The organism is Halopseudomonas pelagia (assembly GCF_009497895.1).
Lineage (GTDB): Bacteria > Pseudomonadota > Gammaproteobacteria > Pseudomonadales > Pseudomonadaceae > Halopseudomonas > Halopseudomonas pelagia_A.
The window spans coordinates 1779864-1795001 of the sequence record NZ_CP033116.1 but is presented as its reverse complement, the minus strand read 5'-3'; the positions used below and the strand labels follow the sequence as shown (position 1 = coordinate 1795001).

12 protein-coding genes are annotated in these 15138 nt (G+C 59.0%); 5 read left to right on the top strand and 7 right to left on the bottom strand.

Going from position 1 to position 15138, the window contains the following annotated elements; all coding sequences use genetic code 11:
* Positions 1–129 precede the first annotated feature (129 nt).
* From cmk to mtnA, 7 genes are all read right to left on the bottom strand, one after another.
* Positions 130–822, bottom strand: a complete 693-nt coding sequence (gene cmk, locus EAO82_RS08525; protein WP_096346059.1) for a (d)CMP kinase — start codon at positions 820–822, stop codon at positions 130–132.
* Positions 819–3062: a bifunctional prephenate dehydrogenase/3-phosphoshikimate 1-carboxyvinyltransferase gene (locus EAO82_RS08520; protein ID WP_096346060.1), complete on the bottom strand. Its 2244-nt coding sequence runs from the start codon at positions 3060–3062 to the stop codon at positions 819–821. The genes cmk and EAO82_RS08520 overlap by 4 nt, the downstream gene beginning before the upstream one ends.
* Positions 3059–4186 carry a histidinol-phosphate transaminase gene (hisC, locus tag EAO82_RS08515; protein ID WP_096346061.1) on the bottom strand — a complete coding sequence of 376 codons (1128 nt, stop codon included), beginning with the start codon at positions 4184–4186 and terminating at the stop codon, positions 3059–3061. The genes EAO82_RS08520 and hisC overlap by 4 nt, the downstream gene beginning before the upstream one ends.
* An 80-nt stretch (positions 4187–4266) precedes the next feature.
* On the bottom strand, positions 4267–5364 hold the full coding sequence (pheA, locus tag EAO82_RS08510) for a prephenate dehydratase (protein ID WP_096346289.1): 1098 nt from the start codon (positions 5362–5364) through the stop codon (positions 4267–4269).
* 5 nt (positions 5365–5369) lie between these two features.
* Complete coding sequence (gene serC / locus EAO82_RS08505; protein WP_096346062.1) at positions 5370–6455, bottom strand: 3-phosphoserine/phosphohydroxythreonine transaminase; 1086 nt, start codon at positions 6453–6455, stop codon at positions 5370–5372.
* A 9-nt stretch (positions 6456–6464) separates the two neighbouring features.
* Positions 6465–9110 (bottom strand): DNA gyrase subunit A, encoded by a 2646-nt coding sequence (gyrA, locus tag EAO82_RS08500; RefSeq protein WP_096346063.1) that lies wholly within the window; start codon positions 9108–9110, stop codon positions 6465–6467.
* A gap of 246 nt (positions 9111–9356) precedes the next feature.
* A complete protein-coding gene (gene mtnA, locus EAO82_RS08495) occupies positions 9357–10436 on the bottom strand; it encodes an S-methyl-5-thioribose-1-phosphate isomerase (RefSeq protein WP_096346064.1) in 1080 nt (359 codons plus the stop codon).
* Positions 10437–10563: 127 nt separating this feature from the next.
* On the opposite strand from mtnA, the gene EAO82_RS08490 reads away from it, so the two are divergent.
* From EAO82_RS08490 to EAO82_RS08470, 5 genes are all read left to right on the top strand, one after another.
* Positions 10564–11907: a TRZ/ATZ family hydrolase gene (locus tag EAO82_RS08490; RefSeq protein WP_096346065.1), complete on the top strand. Its 1344-nt coding sequence runs from the start codon at positions 10564–10566 to the stop codon at positions 11905–11907.
* A complete protein-coding gene (gene ubiG / locus EAO82_RS08485; RefSeq protein ID WP_096346066.1) occupies positions 11897–12598 on the top strand; it encodes a bifunctional 2-polyprenyl-6-hydroxyphenol methylase/3-demethylubiquinol 3-O-methyltransferase UbiG in 702 nt (233 codons plus the stop codon). Before EAO82_RS08490 ends, ubiG begins: the two co-directional genes overlap by 11 nt.
* Positions 12599–12602: 4 nt before the next feature.
* Positions 12603–13283 carry an HAD family hydrolase gene (locus EAO82_RS08480; RefSeq protein ID WP_096346067.1) on the top strand — a complete coding sequence of 227 codons (681 nt, stop codon included), beginning with the start codon at positions 12603–12605 and terminating at the stop codon, positions 13281–13283.
* On the top strand, positions 13276–14016 hold the full coding sequence (locus EAO82_RS08475) for a YciK family oxidoreductase (RefSeq protein WP_096346068.1): 741 nt from the start codon (positions 13276–13278) through the stop codon (positions 14014–14016). Before EAO82_RS08480 ends, EAO82_RS08475 begins: the two co-directional genes overlap by 8 nt.
* A 181-nt stretch (positions 14017–14197) precedes the next feature.
* Positions 14198–15133: a GGDEF domain-containing protein gene (locus EAO82_RS08470; RefSeq protein ID WP_096346069.1), complete on the top strand. Its 936-nt coding sequence runs from the start codon at positions 14198–14200 to the stop codon at positions 15131–15133.
* The last annotated feature ends 5 nt before the right edge of the window (positions 15134–15138 follow it).

The window sequence follows — 15138 nt, the reverse complement described above, 5'->3', positions numbered from 1 at the left end:
AGTAACCGCCTGGCCGCTTGTTGTCGCGCGCCCTGCAGCCCACATACCCGCCACATCACCAGCTGATGTGGGTTGATTATAAAATGCCCGTTGCCGGCCAGGCTGGTTTCCCGGCAGCGGATGGCCTGATCAGCCCTGCAGGTCGCGGTCGCGCGCTTCCTTCAGCACTGATTCAAGTACTTCTTCAATCGACAAGTGAGTCGAATCAAGCAATATGGCATCGTCTGCGGGACGCAAAGGCGCCACACTGCGATTCATATCACGCTCGTCACGAGCCATAATCTCATCGAGAAGACTCGCCAGATTAGCAGTTTCACCCTTTCCGAGCAACTGCTTGTGGCGTCGTTCAGCTCTTTCATGCGGGCTGGCAGTCAAAAATACCTTTAACTGCGCATCAGGAAACACCACCGTACCCATGTCGCGACCGTCCGCCACCAGACCTGGCGCTTCACGGAAAGCCTGTTGACGGTTGAGCAACGCTTCACGCACCGCCGGAATCGCTGCTACCTGCGAGGCGCCAGTGCCCATGGTCTCGGTACGGATCGCGCGGGTGACATCCTCACCCTCAAGAATAATCCGCTGATCGCGCTGCCCGTCTTCGGCGATGAACTGTACATCCAGATAAGCTGCCAGTGCCTTGAGCCCTTCTTCGTTAGTCAGGTCCACACCATGATTCTGCGCGGCATAGGCCAGCAGCCGGTAAAGAGCTCCCGAATCCAGCAATTTCCAGCCCAGTCGGCTGGCCAACAGACCAGCGATAGTGCCCTTGCCGGACCCGCCGGGTCCGTCGATGGTGATAACCGGAATAACTTGATCTGTCACGCGTTCTCCTCCGACCGAACCTGTATGCCGACCGAACTGGCCAGCGAGACAAAGCCCGGGAATGACGTCGCCACGTTGGCGCAATCAGTGATAAGAATATCTCCTGCAGCACGCAGGGATGCGACACTGAAAGACATGGCAATACGATGGTCGCCGTGACTGTCGACTTGACCACCCTGAATCTGACCACCGTCGATAATAATACCGTCGTGGGTGGGTTCTGCTTTGATCCCCAGCGCCTGCAGACCGTCAGCCATTACCTGGATGCGGTCGGATTCCTTGACCCGCAACTCCTCGGCGCCGCGTAAAACGGTGCGGCCTTCCGCACAGGCGGCAGCCACGAATAGCACCGGAAATTCGTCGATGGCCAACGGCACCTGATCGATCGGGATCTCGATACCTTTGAGCGGGGCGTAGCGCACCCGGATATCCGCCACCGGCTCACCACCGACCTCGCGCTCGTTTTCCAGGCTCAGATCACCACCCATCGCGCGCAATATATTGATCACGCCGATCCGCGTCGGATTGATGCCTACGTGCTCAAGCAGCAAGTCAGAGCCTTCGGCGATGCTCGCCGCAACCATGAAAAACGCCGCCGAGGAAATATCCGCCGGCACATCGATCTTGCATGCGCGGAGCTTGTGGCCCGGCTCAATGGTGACCTTGGCGCCTACGACCTTGACCGGGTACCCGAAACCCTTGAGCATTCTCTCGGTGTGGTCGCGCGTGGGCGCCGGCTCGACCACCGAGGTACTGCCCGCGGCATACAGCCCGGCCAACAAAAGGCAGGATTTCACCTGGGCGCTGGCCATTGGCATAGTGTAGTCCATACCCATCAACCGGCTGTCGCCCATGATACGCAGTGGCGGCCTGCCCTCGTCGGCGGTGTCAATTCGCGCGCCCATTTCCCGCAGGGGTTTCGCTACGCGCCCCATGGGCCGCTTGGTCAGAGACGCATCGCCCATCAACACGCTGTCGAACATCTGCCCGGCGAGCAATCCGGATAGCAGGCGCATGGAGGTGCCCGAATTACCGACATAAAGGGGCCCAGGAGGCGCCTGCAACCCGTGCAGGCCCACGCCATTTATCGTCACCCGCCCCTGATGGGGGCCATCAATCACCACGCCCATGTCACGGAAGGCCTGCAAGGTGGCCAGGCTGTCTTCGCCCTCAAGAAAGCCTTCCACCTCTGTCACTCCTTCCGCCAGCGAACCAAGCATGATTGAGCGGTGCGAAATGGATTTGTCGCCGGGTACGCGGATGCTGCCCTGAACGCGCCCACCAGGGCTGGCAATAAAATTACAGACTTGTGTTTGCATAGGTTCCATATACGCCCTACGGGCCAAAATAGTACTGAAGTGTTCGCGCGCCGCCTTCGCCCGGGTAAATACCCCGAGCAAGGTGTTCGCATCGTCAGACGCTATCGCGTTACGCAACCGATCCAGATCGTGAGTGAAGGCATCCAGGCTCCGAAGAACCGCGTTCTTGTTGGCAAGAAAAATATCCCGCCACATCACCGGATCGCTCGCGGCAATCCGGGTAAAATCCCTGAAGCCACCAGCTGCGTAACGAAAAATATCCTGGTTCTCGCTGCGGCCAGCCAGCGTATCAACCAATGAAAAGGCCAGCAAATGCGGTAGATGACTGGTCGCTGCGAGCACCTCGTCATGATCAGCTAGCGGCATATGTTCAACATCTGCCCCCAGCGTCTGCCACAGGGCGGTAGTCAGCGTCAGCGCTTCGGTGCTGGTTTCATCCAGCGGCGTGAGAATCACCTTGTGACGCTTGAATAGCTCGGAGCTTGCCGCTTCGATCCCGCTTTTTTCCGAACCGGCAATCGGGTGGCCCGGGACGAAGCGCTTCGGCACACTGCCAAATGCCAGCTCAACCGCTTTGACCACCGCACCTTTGGTGCTGCCGACATCAGTCAGAACCGCCTTGCCCAGCTCCAGCGCTGCCAGTTCGGTTAGGACCGCTTCCATCGCCAGCACCGGCACCGCCAACAGAATAACGTCAGCACCCTGCACCGCCTCCGCCAGGCTGTGCGTCACGCGGTCCACCACGCCGAGGGGCAACGCCTGCTCGCGCGTGACTGGATTGGCATCACAACCGACTACCTCGCGGCACACACCCGATTCACGGATGCCTTTGGCAAAGGAGCCACCAATCAAGCCCAGACCGATCACCGCAAGGCGCCCGATTGTGGCGCTAGAAGGTGACAGCGTTTTCACATTGCTCACTCGCCAGCACCTGCTGCATCAGCCATTACCCGGCCCACCACCTCAAGGAACCGCTGGTTTTCTTCCGGCAAGCCGATGGATACGCGCAAATGGTTGGGCATCCCGTAGTTGGCAACTGGTCGCACGATAACGCCCTGACGTAGCAGGCCCTGAAACACCGGTGCAGCTTCACGGCCCAGGTCCACGGCAATAAAGTTGCCACGCGAAAATATCCAGGTCAGCCCCAGCGAGGTAAAACCGGCCTCCAGTTGCGCCATACCCTCGCGGTTGATTCTGCGGCTTTCAGCCAGGTACGCCTCGTCTTGCAGCGTGGCGAGCGCCGCAGCCTGAGCCAGGCTGTTGACGTTAAACGGCTGGCGCACGCGATTCATCGCATCGGCGATTGCCGGCTGACAGATGCCGTAACCAACCCGCAGTGCGGCCAGGCCATACGCCTTGGAGAAGGTCCGAGACACCAGCAGGTTAGGATATTGCGTCAGGTAGTCCAGCCCGTTGGGCACATCGCCGGTTTCCACGTATTCGGTATAAGCCTCATCCAGCACCACGATCACGTTTTCCGGCACCTTGGCGAGAAAACGCTCCAGCGCCGGACGTTCGATCCAGGTGCCGGTCGGGTTGTTCGGATTGGCAATAAACACCAGACGGGTCGCCGGGGTAATCGCTGCAGCCATGGCATCCAGATCATGCCCCCAGTCACGCGCCGGCACGACCACCGGGCGAGCGCCGACGGCCTGGGTCACAATCGGGTAAACCGCAAAGGCATGCTCGCTGAAGACGACTTCATGCTGAGGGCTGACAAAGGCGCGGGTGATCAACTCAAGGATATCGTTCGAACCATTACCCAGGGTAATCATCGACGTGTTCACACCCAGACGCTCGGCCAGTGCCTGCTTGAGCAGAAAGCCGTTGCCATCAGGGTAGCGCGTCAACTCGGCGCAGGCGCCCCGTATAGCGTCGAGTGCCTGAGGGCTGGGGCCCAGCGGATTTTCATTGCTGGCCAGTTTGACAATATCTTCGGCACGCAAGCCAAATTCACGAGCCAGCTCTTCGACCGGCTTACCGGGCACATAGGGAGACAGTTTTTGAACACCCGGCAATGCCAGGCTGAGAAAATCACAGGTCATAACACGAGCCTCAAGCTACAAGCCTCAAGCCGCTCCGACTGCCTTTTGCAGCTTGCGGCCTGCGGCTTGTTGCTAACGAATTAGAGTACCGCTTTCGGATAGGAGCCCAGCACCTTGAGTGCCACCGACTCTTCATTGATCTGCTCCAGCGCGTCCTTGATCAAAGGATCATGCTGGTGACCGAAGAAGTCGATAAAGAATACATAGGTCCATTTACCGCTGCGCGATGGCCGGGTTTCGATGCGCGACAGGTCGATCCCGTTGTTGTGGAACGGCTGCAGCAGATGGTGCAGCGCGCCCGGCTTGTTGCGCATGGAGACGATCACCGAAGTCTTGTCGTCGCCGGTGGGCGGAACCATCTGGCTACCAATAATCAAAAAACGCGTGGAGTTATCCGGGCGATCTTCGATCTTATCGGCAATCCGCGTCAGCCCATACAGCTCGCAGGCCATATCCCCGGCAATCGCCGCCGAATTCCATTCGCCCTTGACCCGCTTGGCCGCCTCGGCATTGCTGGCCACTGCGACCCGCTCGACATTCGGATAATGCGCGTCCAACCATTTGCGGCACTGAGCCAGCGACTGGGCGTGGGAATACACCCGGGAGATCTTGTCGGTCTTGGTGTTTTCCCCGATCAGCAGATGATGGTGAATGCGCAGCTCTACCTCACCGCAGATGACCATGTCGTGCTCAAGAAAGCTGTCCAGTGTGTGATTGATCGCGCCCTCGGTGGAGTTTTCCACCGGCACCACACCAAACTGCACGGCACCCGCCGCCACTTCACGGAAGATCTCATCAATCGCCGCCATCGGCACACTAATCACCGAATGGCCGAAATGCTTGATCGCTGCCGCCTGCGTGAAAGTGCCTTCAGGACCCAGGTAGGCCACTCTCAGTGGCTCTTCCAACGCCAGACAGGCAGACATGATCTCACGGAACAGCCGGGCCATTTCCTCGTTGTCCAGCGGGCCCTTGTTCAGTTCCATGATGTGCTTTAGCACCCAGGCTTCACGTTCAGGCCGATAGAATATCGGCTTGCTGCCTTCGGGCAGGGACTTCTGCTTCACATGCGCAACGGTTTGCGCGCACTGCGCGCGCTCGCTGATCAGTTCGAGAATTTTCTCGTCGAGACTGTCTATGCGTTTACGTAGTGCCTTGAGTTGGTCTTCATCAGACATTGCCATCAACCCCGCTGCCGTTCGAACTCTGCCATATAGGCCACCAGCGCATCCACTGCATCCTGGCCGACGGCGTTATAAATAGACGCGCGCATACCACCCACTGAACGATGGCCCTTGAGGTTCAACAGGCCCCGCTCTTCGGCGCCAGCTAAAAACGGCTTGTCCAGCCGGTCATCTGCCAGGCGGAAGGGGATATTCATCCAGGAACGATCCACCGGATTGATCGGGTTGCTGTACAGCTCACTGCCGTCAATCGCTCGGTACAGCGTACGTTGCTTGAGCTGATTGATCCGCTCCATCGCCTCCAGTCCGCCTTGCTGCTTGACCCATTTGAAGATCAGGCCTGCCAGGTACCAGCCGAAGGTGGGTGGCGTGTTGTACATCGAGCCGTTTTTCGCGGCGACACTGTAATCGAGCATGGTCGGGCAACTGGCGCGCGCCTTGCCGAGCAGGTCTTCACGCACGATCACCACCACCAGACCGCTAGGGCCGATGTTCTTCTGGGCGCCGGCGTAGAGCATGCCGAATTTCGATACCTCCAGCGGGCGAGAAAGAATCGTCGAGGACACATCCGCAATCAGCGGCTTGTCGCCTACCTCGGGAATCCAGCCAAATTCCAACCCGCCAATGGTCTCATTGGGGGTGTAATGCACGTAGGCGGCGTTTTCCGACAACTGCCAGTCATTCTGGCCGGGGATGGCGAAGTAATCGTAGGCCTTGGCGCTGGCGGCCACATTGACGTGACCGAAGCGCTGAGCTTCCTCTATCGCCTTGGCCGACCAGATGCCGGTGTCGATATAGTCCGCACTGCCGTCGTCAGCCATGAAGTTCAGCGGAATCTGCGCGAACTGCTGGCTGGCACCGCCCTGCAGGAACAGCACCTTGTAGTCATCAGGTACGCTGAGCAGATCACGCAGATCCTGCTCGGCGGTTTCAGCCACTTGGGTGAACTCGTCACTGCGGTGACTCATCTCCATTACCGACAGGCCTTTGCCCTGCCAGTCCAGCAGTTCGGCCTGAGCCTGCTGCAGCACCGCCTCAGGCAATGCTGCAGGGCCTGCACAAAAATTGAACAGTCGATTACTCACGGCGGCGTTTTACTCCTGATCCGTATCGGCAGCCGGAGACTCGTCCTGCGCTGCACCCAACTCTGCATTCACATCCACGGCGGTATCGGCATCATCCAGTTCGCCTTCAGCAAGCTCTTCCTCGGACGGCTCCTGAATACGCTCCAGACCCACCAGTTTCTCGTCGCTGGCTACCTTGATCAGCGTAACACCCTGGGTGTTACGCGACAGGCTGGACACCTCGGCGACGCGGGTACGCACCAGGGTGCCCTGGTCGGAGATCAGCATGATTTCCTCACCATCGACCACCTGGACAGCCCCGACCAGCGGACCGTTACGTTCGTTGCTGACCATGGCGATGACGCCCTGGCCACCGCGCTTGTACTGCGGGAACTCTTCCACTGCCGTGCGCTTGCCGTAGCCGCGCGCCGAAGCGGTAAGAATCTGCGTACCCTCTTCGACAATAATCATCGAAATAAGGCGCTGCTTTTCCGCCAGACGCATACCGCGTACACCGCGCGCAGTCCGGCCCATTGCCCGAACGTCAGTTTCCTTGAAGCGCGTCACCTTGCCACCGTCGGAGAACAGCATGACCTCACGCTCACCGTTGGTGATGGCAGCGGAAATCAGCGTATCGCCCTCATCCAGATCCAGCGCGATCAGACCGACCGTACGCTGGCGGCTGAACTGCTCCAGCGGCGTCTTTTTCACGGTGCCGTTGGCGGTAGCCATAAAGATGAACCAGCCTTCGGTATATTCGTCGACGGGCAACATGGCGCTGATGAACTCACCCTGGTCCAGCGGCAACAGGTTGACCAGCGGACGACCCCGCGCAGTGCGCGAAGCCTCTGGAATTTCATAAGTCTTCAACCAGTACACTTTGCCCTTGCTGGAGAACAGCAGCAGCGTGGTGTGGCTGTTGGCAACCAGCAGGTGAGACACATAGTCCTCATCCTTGACGCCCGTCGCCGCCTTGCCTCGACCACCACGGCGCTGCGCCTGGTAATCGGCCAGCGGCTGGCTCTTGGCGTAACCACCATGAGAGATGGTCACGACCCGCTCTTCTTCGGTAATCAGGTCGGCAATGCTCAGATCCAGGCGGGAAGCGAGGATCTCGGTGCGGCGTGCGTCGCCGAAGTTGGTGCGAATCAGCTCCAGCTCCTCGACGATCACTTCCATCAGGCGTTCCTGACTATTGAGGATGCGCAGGAGCTCACCGATCTGAAGCAAAATTTCCTGGTACTCGGCCAGCAGCTTTTCGTGCTCCAGACCGGTCAGACGGTGCAGACGCAGTTCCAGAATCGCCTGAGCCTGTTCCGGGGACAGGTAATACTTGCCATCGCGCAGACCGAATTGCTCATCCAGGCCATCAGGACGGCAGGATTCGGCACCGGCGCGCTCGACCATCTCGACCACCGCGCCCGGCTCCCAGGCGTTGGCGATCAGACGCTCCTTGGCTTCAGCCGGGGTCGGCGAGGCCTTGATCATGGCGATAACCGGGTCGATGTTCGACAGGGCAACGGCCTGACCTTCAAGGATATGCCCGCGCTCACGCGCCTTGCGCAACTCGAATACGGTACGGCGGGTCACCACTTCACGGCGGTGACGAATAAAGGCGTCGAGCAATTCCTTGAGATTCAGAATGCGCGGCTGGCCGTCGAGCAGGCCGACGATGTTAATGCCGAACACGTTCTGCATCTGCGTCTGGGTATAGAGATTATTCAGGATAACCTCGGCGACCTCGCCCCGGCGGATCTCGATAACCACGCGCATGCCGTCCTTGTCGGACTCGTCACGCAGCTCGGTAATGCCTTCGATCTTTTTCTCTTTGACCAGCTCGGCGATCTTCTCGATCAAGCGGGCCTTGTTCAACTGATAGGGCAGCTCGTGAATGATGATCTGCTGCCGACCGCCAACCTTGTCGATATCTTCAATAGTACAACGGGCCCGAACATAGATGCGGCCGCGGCCAGTGTGGTAGGCCTCAACAATACCCGCCCGGCCATTGATGATGCCGGCGGTGGGGAAATCCGGGCCAGGAATATGCTCCATCAGATCATCAATGGTCATATCCGGGTTTTCGATCAGCGCCAGACAAGCGTTGATCACTTCCGTCAGGTTGTGCGGCGGAATATTGGTCGCCATGCCCACGGCAATACCGCTGGATCCGTTGATCAGCAGGTTCGGGACCTTGGTCGGCAATACCGCAGGAATCTGTTCGGTGCCATCGTAGTTGGGCACCCAGTCGACAGTTTCCTTTTCCAGATCAGCCAGCAGCTCATGTGCCAGCTTGGTCATACGGATTTCGGTATAACGCATGGCGGCGGCGTTGTCGCCATCCACCGAACCGAAGTTGCCCTGACCATCAACCAGCAGATAGCGCAGCGAGAACGGCTGCGCCATACGAACGATGGTGTCGTAGACCGCGGAGTCACCGTGTGGGTGATATTTACCGATTACGTCACCGACCACACGGGCGGATTTCTTGTAGGGTTTGTTCCAGTCGTTGTTCAACTCGCTCATCGCGAACAGCACGCGGCGATGCACCGGCTTGAGACCGTCGCGAACATCCGGCAAAGCCCGGCCCACGATCACGCTCATGGCGTAATCCAGGTACGACTGCTTCAGCTCATCTTCGATATTGACTGGAAGGATTTCTTTGGCCAGTTCACCCATGAAACGGCATTCCTTTTATTGTCGGCAACCTGACGATGCCTGTAACAGTTATTCGGCGCACTCAGGGGCTCTGCGGGGCTGCTGTTTCCGTTAGAAAGCGATCAGTCAGCGCGGGGCCGCAGGACACCCGGTTAAAGCCCGACAGGATACCACAGAGCCAGGCTGGGAGGGAGGCGAAACGCAAGTCTGAGCCTGCTATTCCAGCAAGAAGGACGAACGGGGCCATGGAAAGGATCAAGCCACCGCTCAGTGCAGATGCCGGTGACTCATCAGATCGGCCAATTTTCGCGCGTCCGGGCGCTCGATGACGCCTTTTTCGGTCACAATGGCGTCGATCAGATCCGCCGGCGTCACATCGAACACCGGGTTGAATACGGGCACACCAACATCCAGTGATTGGCCACCGAGCTGCAACAGTTCGGCCGCGCCCCGCTCCTCGATAACCACCTCATCGCCATGCTCCAGCGCCATGTCGATGGTCGAGCTTGGCGCAACAACCATAAACCGCAGGCCGTGATGCATGGCCAGAATCGATAGCGAATAGGTCCCGATCTTGTTCACCACATCGCCATTGGCGGCAATTCGATCCGCGCCAACGATGACCCAGGTAATAGTCTGGGTCTTCATCAAATGGCCAGCGGCCGAGTCAACATTGATACTCGCCTCGATACCGTCGCGCTCAAGCTCCCATGCGGTCAGCCGCGAGCCCTGCAGCCAGGGACGGGTTTCGTCAACAAACACCTTGTCGACCAGCCCGGCCGCATGCGCGGCGCGAATCACGCCCAGCGCTGTTCCATAGCCACCAGTGGCCAGAGCGCCCGCGTTGCAGTGGGTAAGCAGGTTCTGCGGGGTTTTCTGATGCTTGCGGATCAGCTCCATGCCCAGCTTGCCCATGGTCAGATTGGCTTCATGATCGCTTTGATGAATCGACTGAGCCGCCTCAAGCAGACGTGCGGGGACATCGGCGTGGGCGGAAAGACGCACCAGCCGGTCGCGCATCAACTTCAATGCCCAACTGAGGTTGACCGCCGTCGGCCGCGCATTTTCCAGCAGCTCAAGATCCGCCTTCAGCGCTTGCGCCCAGTCCTCGCTCTGGCCGACGCGGCGGGCGGCCAGCGCAACACCATAGGCCGCAGCGATACCAATCGCTGGCGCCCCACGCACGACCATGTCGCGGATGGCCGTTGCTACCTGATCCGCATCAGCGCAATCGATATATTCTTCGTGCGCTGGTAACTGGCGCTGATCGAGCAGGCGTAATACGCCGCCGTGCCATTCGAGGGCTTTCACTTTGTCCGCTGTGGCTGATTGTGTCGCAGGCTGCATGATGCCCCTCCTAAACCGCCATTATACTCATGCGCGCGACGGACTGACGAACGCAGAAATGAAATGTCACTCCACCCAATCGAAGCCAGCCGTTATACTGCTGCGCATGATCCAAGATGAACTCCCCATGCTGGCTCTGCCAGACTCCATCGACCTGCTGATCTCGGCGCGCTGGATTGTGCCCGTTGTACCCGCCGGCCAGGTCTTGGAAAACCACACTATTATCGTCCACCAGGGCCGCATTCTCGGCATCGTCAGCCAGCAGCGCGCTGCTAGCCTGCAGGCCCGCGAACGCCGCGAACTGCCTCATCATGTGCTGATCCCAGGGCTGATCAATGCGCATGGCCATGCGGCCATGAGCCTGTTCCGCGGGCTCGCCGATGACCTGCCATTGATGAGCTGGCTGAATGATCACATCTGGCCGGCTGAAGGCCGTTGGGTAAGCGAGGACTTTGTTCGTATCGGCACGCGACTGGCCGTTTCCGAGATGCTCCGCGGGGGCACCACCTGCTTTGCCGACATGTATTTCTATCCCGAGATCGCGGCCCAGGTAGCCATGGACGCCGGAATCCGCGCGCAACTGGCATTTCCGGTCATCGACAATCCGATCCCCGGCGCGCAGAACAGTGCCGAAGCCATCTCCAAGGGCCTGCGCCTGCATGACGACAGCAAACACAATGAGCTGATCAGTGTCGCCTTTGGCCCGCACGCACCCTACACCGTGGGCGACGAGACACTTATCCGCGTACGCACGCTGGCAGATGAACTGGAACTGCCGGTGCATATGCACGTTCACGAAACCGCTTTCGAAGTGGAAGAAGCGATACGCCAGACGGGCATGCGCCCGCTGCAGCGCTTGCGTGAGCTCGGCTTGCTCAGCCCGCGCCTGCAGGCGGTGCATATGACCCAGATCGACGATCAGGATATACAGCTTCTCGGGGACTATGGCGTACAGATCATTCATTGCCCCGAATCCAACATGAAGCTTGCCAGCGGCTTCTGCCCGGTCCAGCGTCTGCTGGACAACAATATTAATGTGGCGCTGGGTACTGATGGCGCTGCCAGCAACAATGATCTGGATATGTTTGCCGAGCTGCGCACTGCCGCACTGCTGGCCAAAGGCGTGTCCGGGCAACCTACCGCGCTGGATGCCCACAGTGCCTTGCGCATGGCCACGCTGGCCGGTGCTCAAGCGCTGGGCATAGCGGAGCAGACCGGATCGCTGGAGCCTGGCAAATTGGCGGACCTGGTCGCGGTAGACCTTTCCGCCCTGCCCTTGCAACCCGTCTATCATCCGGTGTCACAATTACTCTATACCTGCAACGCCTCGCATGTGTCAGATGTGTGGGTGGCTGGCCGGCAAAAAGTCAGATCTGGCCAGCTGCAGTTGGCCGACCAGGATGGCCTGCTCGAAGCGGTGAACGAGTGGGCCCAACAGATTCAGACAGGGGACGAAGAACATGACGCTTAACGTGGACCAGGCAGAAATTGCCAAATTCGAGGCGCTGGCCAGCCGCTGGTGGGACCGCAACAGCGAATTCAAGCCACTGCACCAGATCAACCCGCTGCGCACCAACTGGATTGATGAACGTGTTGGCCTGGCGGGTAAGGAAGTACTGGACGTTGGCTGCGGCGGTGGCATTCTCGCCGAAGCCATGGCACTGCGTGGCGCCAAGGTGATGGGCATTGATATGGGTGAAGCGCCGCTGGCCGTCGCCCGGCTGCATCAGCTCGAATCCGGCGTAGAGGTGGATTATCAGCAGATTACCGCCGAGCAACTCGCGGAGCTGCACCCCGGTCGCTTTGACGTGGTTACCTGCCTGGAAATGCTCGAACACGTGCCCGATCCCGCGTCCGTCATCCGCGCCTGCGCCACCCTGGTCAAGCCCGGCGGCGACATTTTCTTCTCGACCATCAACCGCAATCCGAAGTCCTTTGTGTTTGCCATTGTCGGCGCCGAATACGTATTGCGCTTGCTACCGCGGGGCACCCATGAATTCGCCAAGTTCATCAAACCCGCAGAGCTCGGCCGCTGGTCACGCGAAGCCGGCCTGGACATGCAGGACATCATTGGCCTGACCTACAACCCGCTGACCAAGGTCTATAAACTGGAATCCGATGTGGATGTCAATTACATGATCCACACTCGGCGTAGCGCCTGACGGCATGCTGACCAGCGTACTCTTCGATCTTGACGGCACCTTGCTGGATACCGTCGACGATTTTATGGCGATCATTTTGGCCATGCGCCAGGAACGCGGCTTGCCCCCAGTGGATGCCATACGAATCCGCGACCGGGTATCTGACGGCTCGGTTGGCATGCTCAGCAGCGCCTTCAACATGCAGCCCACCGAAGCGGGCTTCGAGGCACTGCGTGAAGAATTTCTGCAGCGCTACGATCTGGCGTTGGCGGTGCACACTCGCCCTTTCGACGGCATTCCGGAACTGCTCGACTGGCTGGACGATCAAGCTTTGCCCTGGGGCGTGGTGACCAACAAGCTCAGCCGCTTCAGTATTCCGTTGTTGGCGGCCACGGGCCTGGCAGACCGTTGTCATGCGCTGGTCTGCCCCGACCAGGTCAGCCACGGCAAACCCCATCCGGAACCCCTGCTCAAAGCCTGCGTCCAAATGGGTGTAGAGCCGTGCCATTCAGTTTATATCGGCGATCACCTGCGCGACATTCTCGCGGGGAAAGCAGCGGATATGCCGACCATTGCCGCGCTGTATGGCTACATTCCCCCAGGCGAGGACCCGGCTGGATGGCAGGCAACTCACAGCGTACGATCCCCAGCCGAGCTGCGTCCATGGCTGGCGCAAAGGCAACTTCAGGAGGCATCACATGTTTGATTATCAGGCACCCCAGGACCTGCTCAAGGATCGTGTGATATTGATCACCGGTGCTGGCGACGGAATCGGCCGTGCTTGCGCGCTGAGCAGTGCTGCCCATGGGGCAACTGTGGTACTGATCGGCCGCACGCCGTCGAAACTTGAAGCGGTCTACGATGAGATTGAAGCCTCCGGCTTTCCGCAGCCGGCGCTTTGCCCGCTAAACCTGGAAACCGCCCTGGAGAAAGACTACCTGGATCTGGCTGATCAGTTGTTCGACACCTTTGGCAAGCTCGACGGCCTCGTACACAACGCCGCCCTGCTCGGTCCGCGCACCATGCTCGACAACGTCAAGGCTGAAGCCTGGTTGCAACTGATGCAGGTCAACGTCAATGCGCCTTTCCTGCTGAGCAAGTCGATGATGCCGCTATTACGCGCCGCTCCCGATGCATCCGTGGTCTGCGTGTCTTCCAGCGTCGGCCGCAAAGGCAAGGCGTTCTGGGGACCCTATGCGGTGAGCAAGTTTGCCCTGGAAGGCATGATGCAGGTGTTCGCCGAAGAACAGGAAGGCACAAGCGCCATACGTTTCAACAGTCTGAATCCCGGGGCCACCCGGACCAGCATGCGCGCTGCGGCCTACCCAGGAGAGGCACCCGAGACGAACCCAGAGCCTGGGCAAATAATGCCAGCCTTCCTCTATCTGCTGGGGCCCGACAGCAAGACTGTCAACGGCCAGGCCCTCGACGCCCAATAGCCGGTTTTTTGTCACCCCTTTTCGACCAGCGCGCGCGTTTCGGTAAAAGCGGCAACTTTTTGCCGCTTTTTCCTTTTCTTACCGAGCCATCCGACTCAAATCTTTGATTAATAACAATTTAATCTAATAGGCACAAACCCTGCATGGTGTATTGATATCACACTCTTCTGCGGGCGCAGCCATGACGTTATCGACCAGCAACACCATTGACTTCGACTCGGCGCGCCTGAAGCTCATCAGTGAAAAAAAGCTTTCGTCAGATGCTATCCAGCGTGAAAAAACAGTCAAGCACATGACTGTGTTAGGTCTGCAGCAGCGGCTCACGCAGCAACTGCAAACGTCGCTGGAGCTTGAGCGGGTATTGGATCTTTTCTTCACCGCAGTGCAGGAGTTCATGGGGCTCAACAGTCTTGAGTTTCACCACGACGCCCACGCCGTGAAAGTAAGCAAGGGCGTGCCAAGCATGCACCGCTGCAACTACCGCATGACGCATGCCGGTGACTTTCTGGGCGAGATTCAGTTCACTCGTGACAAACGCTTCAGCGAAGTACAGCTACAGAGTCTGGAGACGTTGCTGGGCAACCTGCTGTATCCCTTACGCAACGCGCTGATGTACCGGGCTGCCCTGCACTTTGCGTTGAACGATAGTCTGACGGGCATCGGTAACCGCCTGGGTCTTGATCAGGCACTGACCCGTGAAGTGAAGTTCTCCTCACGCCACCACACACCTCTATCGTTGCTGGTGCTGGATATAGACCATTTCAAGCAGATCAACGACAAGTACGGGCACGCCTACGGTGACGCGGCGCTTAAAGCCGTGGTCAACTGTGCACGCAGTTGCCTGCGCGATGTAGACGAGCTGTTCCGTATGGGTGGTGAAGAGTTTGTCGTGGTACTGAGCAATACCGACAATCATGCCGCGCGCTTCGTCGCTGAACGGATTCGTTGCAGCATTGCGCAGATGCAGTTCGAAATTGATGGCGACTCGATCCCGATGACGGCAAGCCTGGGGGTTGCAACATTGAAAGCGGAAGAGAACAACGAGGGTCTACTGGAGCGTGGTGACAAGCTGATGTATGTCGCCAAACGCGCTGGTCGCAACAGGATTGCCTGCTGACGACC

Coding starts and splice junctions, on each gene's coding strand:
- EAO82_RS08475 (WP_096346068.1), top strand. CDS start 13,276: ATGTTTGATTATCAGGCACCCCAGGACCTGCTCAAGGATCGTGTGATA.
- gyrA (WP_096346063.1), bottom strand. CDS start 9,110: ATGGGTGAACTGGCCAAAGAAATCCTTCCAGTCAATATCGAAGATGAG.
- EAO82_RS08480 (WP_096346067.1), top strand. CDS start 12,603: ATGCTGACCAGCGTACTCTTCGATCTTGACGGCACCTTGCTGGATACC.
- EAO82_RS08490 (WP_096346065.1), top strand. CDS start 10,564: ATGCTGGCTCTGCCAGACTCCATCGACCTGCTGATCTCGGCGCGCTGG.
- pheA (WP_096346289.1), bottom strand. CDS start 5,364: ATGTCTGATGAAGACCAACTCAAGGCACTACGTAAACGCATAGACAGT.
- mtnA (WP_096346064.1), bottom strand. CDS start 10,436: ATGCAGCCTGCGACACAATCAGCCACAGCGGACAAAGTGAAAGCCCTC.
- EAO82_RS08470 (WP_096346069.1), top strand. CDS start 14,198: ATGACGTTATCGACCAGCAACACCATTGACTTCGACTCGGCGCGCCTG.
- hisC (WP_096346061.1), bottom strand. CDS start 4,186: ATGACCTGTGATTTTCTCAGCCTGGCATTGCCGGGTGTTCAAAAACTG.
- ubiG (WP_096346066.1), top strand. CDS start 11,897: ATGACGCTTAACGTGGACCAGGCAGAAATTGCCAAATTCGAGGCGCTG.